Annotated in this window: 6 protein-coding genes; 1 reads left to right on the top strand and 5 read right to left on the bottom strand. The window is 62.9% G+C overall.

The genetic code is table 11. From position 1 onward, the window contains the following. On the top strand, window positions 1–1,172 hold a 1,172-nt coding region (locus tag GBB14_RS08680; protein WP_151588409.1), incomplete at its 5' end, for a PASTA domain-containing protein. Window positions 1,173–1,249: 77 nt separating this feature from the next. On the opposite strand, the gene GBB14_RS08675 is transcribed toward GBB14_RS08680, so the two are convergent. From GBB14_RS08675 to GBB14_RS08655, 5 genes are all read right to left on the bottom strand, one after another. Beyond that, on the bottom strand, window positions 1,250–2,641 hold the full coding sequence (locus tag GBB14_RS08675) for a class II 3-deoxy-7-phosphoheptulonate synthase (RefSeq protein WP_151529256.1): 1,392 nt from the start codon (window positions 2,639–2,641) through the stop codon (window positions 1,250–1,252). Between the two features lie 68 nt (window positions 2,642–2,709). Continuing rightward, window positions 2,710–3,234 (bottom strand): polyadenylate-specific 3'-exoribonuclease AS, encoded by a 525-nt coding sequence (locus GBB14_RS08670; RefSeq protein ID WP_151529255.1) that lies wholly within the window; start codon window positions 3,232–3,234, stop codon window positions 2,710–2,712. A gap of 207 nt (window positions 3,235–3,441) precedes the next feature. After that, complete coding sequence (locus tag GBB14_RS08665) at window positions 3,442–4,710, bottom strand: acyltransferase family protein (protein ID WP_192796124.1); 1,269 nt, start codon at window positions 4,708–4,710, stop codon at window positions 3,442–3,444. Between the two features lie 195 nt (window positions 4,711–4,905). Next, the gene (locus GBB14_RS08660; protein ID WP_151529253.1) at window positions 4,906–5,655 is read right to left on the bottom strand and encodes a 1-acyl-sn-glycerol-3-phosphate acyltransferase; all 750 of its coding nucleotides are present in this window, start codon (window positions 5,653–5,655) and stop codon (window positions 4,906–4,908) included. A 179-nt stretch (window positions 5,656–5,834) separates the two neighbouring features. Next, window positions 5,835–6,800 (bottom strand): ROK family glucokinase, encoded by a 966-nt coding sequence (locus GBB14_RS08655; RefSeq protein WP_151529252.1) that lies wholly within the window; start codon window positions 6,798–6,800, stop codon window positions 5,835–5,837. Window positions 6,801–6,830: the final 30 nt, after the last annotated feature.

The following is a 6,830-nucleotide window of genomic DNA, read 5'->3' as shown; positions in this document are numbered from 1 at the left end:
GCGCGGCACAGCCCACCGCCTACGACGCCCCGGAAAATCCCCCGGCCCCCGCTGCGCCGGCAGCGCCCTCGCGCCCGTCCCGGCCCGCCGGTAATCGCCGCGGCATTGGTTTTTGGGTATGGCTGGTGGTGATTGCCCTTACCACCGCAGCGGTGGCCGTGGGCGGTTGGTGGTTCGGCTCCGGACGCTACGGCGATATCCCCTCGGTCCTCGGCATGGACCAAGAACAGGCCGTAGCCACCGTGCAGGAGGCCGGTTTTTCGGTAAGTACCGACGAGATCTATGACGACGAGGTCGCGGCTGGGGAGGCGGTGAATACCCAGCCCCCTTTTGGCGAGCGAGTACCACGGGGTCATGATGTCGTGGTACTCTTTTCCCGCGGCAAACCGACCGTCCCCGCCATCCCCCGGGACCACGATCCGGTGAAATACGAGGCGGCGGTCACCGACCGCACCCTGGAGTGGGAGCTGGGCGAGGCCGCCTATGATGACACCGTTCCCGCCGGCAAAGTCCTCGACGCTTCTCCCTCCCCCGGCACAGAGGTGAAGGTGGGATCGGCGGTATCGGTGATTCTGTCCAAAGGCCCCGCCCCCGTCGAGGTGCCAGATATTCGCGGCCGTAGCGAAGACTCTGCCCGCGCTATGCTCAAGCGGGCCGGCTTGGAGGTCTCCGACGTGCGCAAGGAATACGACGAGGACGTGGACCCAGACGAGGCGGTATCGACCATCCCCTCCTCCGGTACCTCGCTGAACCGCGGCGACTCGGTGATCCTGGTGATGTCGAATGCCATCAAGGTACCGAAGATCACCGGGCTGAGCCTCGACGAGGCGAAAGACGTCCTCTCCGACGCCGGTATCAGCGTCCGGGATGCCTCCTATGTATCGAAGACCGGCCGCGTAGTCGATGAAGTGGTGGCAGTGAACCCCTCCCCCGGCTCCGGTCTGGATCCATCCAACCCCTCCGTCTCCGTGGAGGTGGCGTCAAAGGTGAAGATCCCGAGTGTTTTAGGCAAGCGGGTATCCGATGCGGTGAAACAACTCACCAAGGACGGCTTCGCGGTGGATACCTCGGGGCTAGACGATGATGATCGCGTGATCGCCCAAAGTCCCCTCCCTGGACTGAGCAGAGACTCCTCCCGCGGGGACGTGACCATCGAGCTCACGGCCCTCTAACGCCCAGCTGGCATAACACAACGGCCCGCACTCCCTATATCAGGGAGGCGGGCCGTGGGCGTGTCGCGAGCAGGACGCTACTGGTTGCGCAGCATCTCCGCGACGAGGAAGGACAGTTCCAAGGACTGCTGGGTGTTCAGCCGCGGATCGCAGGCCGACTCATAGCGGCCCGGCAGATCGATATCGGTGATGTCCTCAGCGCCACCCAGGCACTCGGTGACGTCTTCTCCGGTGAGCTCCACGTGGATACCACCGGCGTGGGTGCCGAGGGCGCGGTGCACCTCGAAGAAGCCCTGCACCTCATCCAGCACCTTGTCGAAGTGGCGGGTCTTGTACCCATTCGAGGAGGTGTGGGTGTTGCCGTGCATCGGGTCGGTCTGCCACACCACCTTGTGGCCGGCTTCTTCCACGGCGCGGACGATTCCGGGCAGCACGGTACGCACTTTGTCGTGCCCCATGCGGGCCACCATGGCCAAACGCCCCGGTTCCTTGTTCGGATCCAGCTTCTCGGCGTAGGCAACGGCCTCTTCTGGGCTGGTCTTCGGGCCCAGCTTGATGCCCACGGGGTTAGAAATCAATGCGGCGAAGTTCACGTGGAAATCGTCGATACCGCGGGTGCGCTCACCGATCCACAGCTGGTGCGCGGAGAGATCATAGAGTCCGGTCTCGCCATTTTCGTCCTGGCCGAGACGCAGCATGGCGCGCTCATAATCCACCAGCAACGCCTCGTGGGAGCAGAAGATATTGGCTTGGCGCAGGGACTCATCGGAGACACCGCAGGCCTGCATGAAGCTCAGTCCACGCTCGATCTCCCGCGCGAGGGCCTCATAGCGGGCACCAGCCGGCGATTGCGCCACGAACTCGCGGTTCCACTCCGTCAGGCGGTAGAGATCCGCCGTGCCGGAGGCAGTAAGAGCACGCACGAGGTTCATCGCAGCGGAGGAGTTTGCGTAGGCGCGGATCATGCGGGCCGGGTCGTGGCGGCGCGCCTCAGGGGTCGCCTCCACACCATTGACGATGTCGCCACGGTAATTGGGCAGGCCATTGGCATCGAGATCCTGGGAGCGCGGCTTGGCGTATTGGCCAGCAATACGGGCCATCTTCACCACTGGGGTGGAGGCGCCATAGGTCAATACGACCGCCATCTGCAGCAGGGTCTTCACATTCGCCTTGATGTGCGGCTCGGTATTGGCCTCGAAGGTCTCGGCACAGTCGCCGCCTTGCAGCAGGAATGCATTACCAAGCGCCACTTCACGCAGCTGGTTCTTCAACAGGTGAATCTCCGGCGGCAGCACCACCGGCGGCACAGACTCGAGGATCTTGCGCACCGCAAGGGCTTCCTTCTCGTCCCACGACGGCTGCTGCTTGGCTGGGCGCGCCACGACATCGTCAAAACGCTCCCGAATGCCCGCAGGCAGCGGGGGAAGATCGGGCAGCTCGGATTCTGATATATCTACACTCCAACTCACACGTTTATTCTTAGCACACCGAACTATTCTTCCCTCCCCTTGCCTACCCCAGCAGAGCGGGGCCGATGCTACTTTCGGCGCGAGATGGACTGGGCCGTCCCATCGAGGCCCAGCGGCATGGCGTTGGTGCAGATAAGAAACTTGGCGCGGTTGTGCCTGGCGTCGACAAGCGCATCGTGCACTGCGCTCGGCACGGCCGGCAGTTGCGGTCTACCAGCCATTTCCCAGTACTGCTTCAGCTCGCGGGTAAAGCGCGGCAGCTGCCGTGGAAGGCCCCGCATATCCCCCCAGAGCTGCGCGAGCACAATGTGGTCATAGGCGCCCACCCAGGCCCACAATTCGGGGCGCGTGCCGTCGTGGGTGAGGAACTCAAAGACCTCGCGGCGGATGGTGGCCCGCGTTTTCCACTCGCGGCTGCCGCGCTCCGGCAGCTTGTCGAGCACGTGCGCGCGCACCCAGTCATTGGCTGAGCGCGGATCAAACTCGCTCGACACGGCGTAATATTCACGGCCGTCCTCGGCAACAATCCCGATGGAGACCAGCTCGATGGTGGTCCCGTCCTCAATAAACTCGGTGTCGTAGAAGAATCGCACGGTGGTTGTCTGCTTGCTTTCTACGCCCCGGAAACTCTTCTGCCCCGGCGCGAGCGTGGCCGTCTGCGCGCTGCCCGGTGAAGAGAAGCCGACAGAGCACAGAAAGGCGAACGTACTCGAAGTGTCATTTCAGTCTAAGCACACCAGCGCGCCACGTGCTCAGCGGGGGTATAGCCACCCTCGCCACAGCCCTCCACGCGCCCGCGACTAGGAGTGTTGGTGGTGGACGGGCGCGGCCGATTCGGCGTTATTGTCCGCATGATTCTTCCCCGCACCCCTGCGGCCTGCAATCATCGGCTCGATCGCCGGCGGCGCTAGGGTCCAGCCGATCACTGGCACACGAGAGAGCAGGTAGAAGCCATAGCAGGCGGCCATTGCCACGATGAATACGCCGATCACCCACAGCGATGGACTCGACATCAGCCCGTGATCCGGTTCGATGAGCACGTCCTCGCGGTAGCGAAAGAGCATGCCGAAGAGCACAGAGATCGCGATGGGGTGGCCAATATAGATCACGAGGGTGTGCCGACCGACGAAAGCGAGTGCGGAAAACAGCAGCGGCACGCTGGCGAGCGCCACCGCCAATAAAATCGCTGTGGGCAGCAGCCAGAGCCGCCACAGCAGCCCCTCGATGAGGTCGATGAACTCGGTGCTCCAGCCCCACATGCCTTCCTCGCGCACGGGCATCCCCGCAAGCGCCCCCGAGCGAGCCGAGGCCACCCACCAATCATGCGCGGCATAGGCCGCCAGCCCACTGAGCCCATAGGCCGCAATGAAGCGTGGTTTGGTGCAGCTGCGGGCAATCCAGGTGATGGCGACACGGTAGCGCAGTCCGATCATGTAGATGGGCAGATACTGCGCGAAATGCAGCACAATCGACGCACTCACGGGGGTGAGCTGCAGCAGCAGTGGGCTAAAGGATGCGGCCACCGCCACCCCATTACTCAGCCGACGAGTGGCCCATGCCCACAGGCAGAACACGGCCAAGCAATACAGGAACCAGTACATGCCCTCGCCGCGGAGCACGCTCTCGAATACCCACCCCGCCCCGCGGTGCTCGAAGTCGGCGAAGCGCACCATCTCATATTCTTTGATGAACAAATAGATGGGCATCCACACCAGATAAGGAAGAAAGAAAAACCAGATGCGTTTGGTGAAGACCTCGCGGAGCGAAAAGCGCAGCACTTTCGCCGAGAAGTAGCCGGAGACCAAGAAGAATAGCGGCATGCGCAGTGGATCCAGCAGATGGTTGAGCTCCGCCAGCCAGGTGTCCATCCCATAGGGCACCTCTAGGCACACGTGCAGCAGCGCCACCCCCACAATGGACAGCCCCTTCGCGGCATCGGGCCACTTCAGGCGCTCTTTCACCACCGTGCGCTCATGCATATGCGGCATCCCGTGGCCGGTGGCATCCGGCTCCACCCTTTGTTCCACATCAGCAGCGTTATATCGCGCGGCAGGCTGATTCTGCGTCATGCGCCCTTCACTTTCTCCCTCGTGCCCCTTCATCGACGAGCGCGCTTATCGACGCTCATCTCCCCGACACGATCACCGCGAGTGCGCATGCAGCAGCGGCGCCGATAAGGGGTTGTGCAGGACTGCCCTAACCCTATCGACGCCGCTCAAAAAAGTTAAACTATGCCACCTTAGCGTAACCTAAGAATCGCTGTTTTAGCCCTCCCAATTGGCGGGGAGTTCCGCCCCTTCCGGATAGCCCTTGCCCGCAGCGAGTGCTTCTTTGACATCCGCGGCGTAGAGGTCCACATAGGGATAGCCCGACATCTCCGAGAACAGGGCCGTGATGTGGTCGGTGAGCGCGCGGGCGGCCTCATAGCTATCGGGGTCCAAGCCGCGCTCCTGCACAAAGGCGATGGGGTCGATCGGTGGGGCCACCTTCATCCACACCTTGGCGGGGCGCACAATCCACGAGCCGATGGGATTGGCCTTGCGGGAATTAATCATCGCTACCGGCACGATGGGCTGCTGGCACTCCAAGGCGGTGCGGGCCATGCCGGTCTTGCCGCGATAGATGCGACCATCCGGCGAGCGGGTGCCCTCGGGGTAGACGCCGAGCACGTCGCCGCGATCGAATACCTTACGGGCCGCAGCAATAGCGTTGGCGGCAGCATCCTCCGAGGTGCGATCAATCGGCACTTGGCGTAGGGAGGTAAAAAACCACAGCTGGATCTTGCCCACCAAGCCAGTACCGGTGAAGTACTCGTTTTTGGCGAGGAAGGTGATCTCGCGGTCGCACAGCAGCGGGAAGAAGAAGGAGTCCATCACGGACTGATGGCTAGAGGCGACGATCGCAGAGCCGCTCGCTGGGATATTCTCCTTGCCTTCGATCTCGGGGCGGTTATACACCCGCAGGAAGGGTCCGATGAGGATGTTCTTAAACACCCAGTACCACTTATTTTTCATGTGCGACTTCCCTAGCAAATGGGGCGCTGCAGATGATCTGCCCTGCACGGGGCACACCACGGCTCGGCGCCGGTGAATGCATGATCTGTCCTCCCACGAGGACCGTAAGTATAGGTTAGTAGAAACTAGCCTTCGCGTCCCGAAGTTTCGCCGCAGGCAAGCCCTCGGTGCGCACAGAATCACTCCACCGGGGCGAGGAAACGGATACGCGCCCGATCGGCCGCGCCAATCATGCCGGCATCCGAGCCCAGCTCCACCGTCTTAATATCGGCGAGCGGACGGTGTCCGGCGCCCACAATGCGCCGCGCGAAGCGCTGCTTCGCGGCCTCCAGATACAGCGGGGAATCCTTGGCCACGCCGCCGCCGACCACAATGAGCTCGGGGTCGAGGATATCGGCGACAATGGCCAACCCCTCCCCTAGCCAATGGCTAAAGTGCTCCACCACCTTCAGTGCGGCAGGATCCCCATTACAGGCCGCCTGCATAATCCGCCTGCCGGTGAGCTCATCAGCCTGCGAGCGGAAGCGGCGCACAAAGCTCGAATCCTCGAACTCGCCGGAGCCGATGATCTCCTTGGCGAAATCCGGCAGCGCCGTACCCGAGCAATAGCGCTCTAGGCAGCCTCGTTTGCCGCAGGGGCAGCGGCGCCCATCAGGGACCACCGTGATGTGGCCAAACTCGGGGGCGGTGCCGAAAGCGCCGCGATAAATCTCCCCGTTATGCATGAGCGTCGCCCCGATCCCAGTGCCGATGGCAAAAAGCACCCACGTCTGCGCATCGCGGGCGGCACCGAAACGGTACTCGCCCCACGCAGCGGCATTGGCGTCATGCTCGAGGACGACAGGAAGATCAATGAGGCGCTCGATATCCGCGCGCACATTCTTATCGCGCCACGGCAGATGCGGGGCGAAGCGCACCCGCTCACAGTCGGGATCGATAAAGCCGGCGACAGCAAGCCCCACCGCCCCCACATCGTGGCGAGAACGCAGAGACGTGACCACATACGCAATCGCCTCGTCGAGCCCACGCTGGGTGGACGGGGTCGGAACCTGTGTCGAGTCGATAATGCGCCCCTCGGGCGTCACTACGGCGCCGCGAAGGTTGGTACCGCCGATATCGAAACCGATGGAGTGGGTGGCAGACATAATGGAAGCTCTATAGGTCCCGTCTCTAGA

Origin of the sequence: Corynebacterium sp. 51B (assembly GCF_008930785.1) — a bacterium.
GTDB classification, from domain to species: Bacteria; Actinomycetota; Actinomycetes; order Mycobacteriales; family Mycobacteriaceae; genus Corynebacterium; species Corynebacterium megadyptis.
This window is presented reverse-complemented; position numbering and strand designations above follow the sequence as displayed.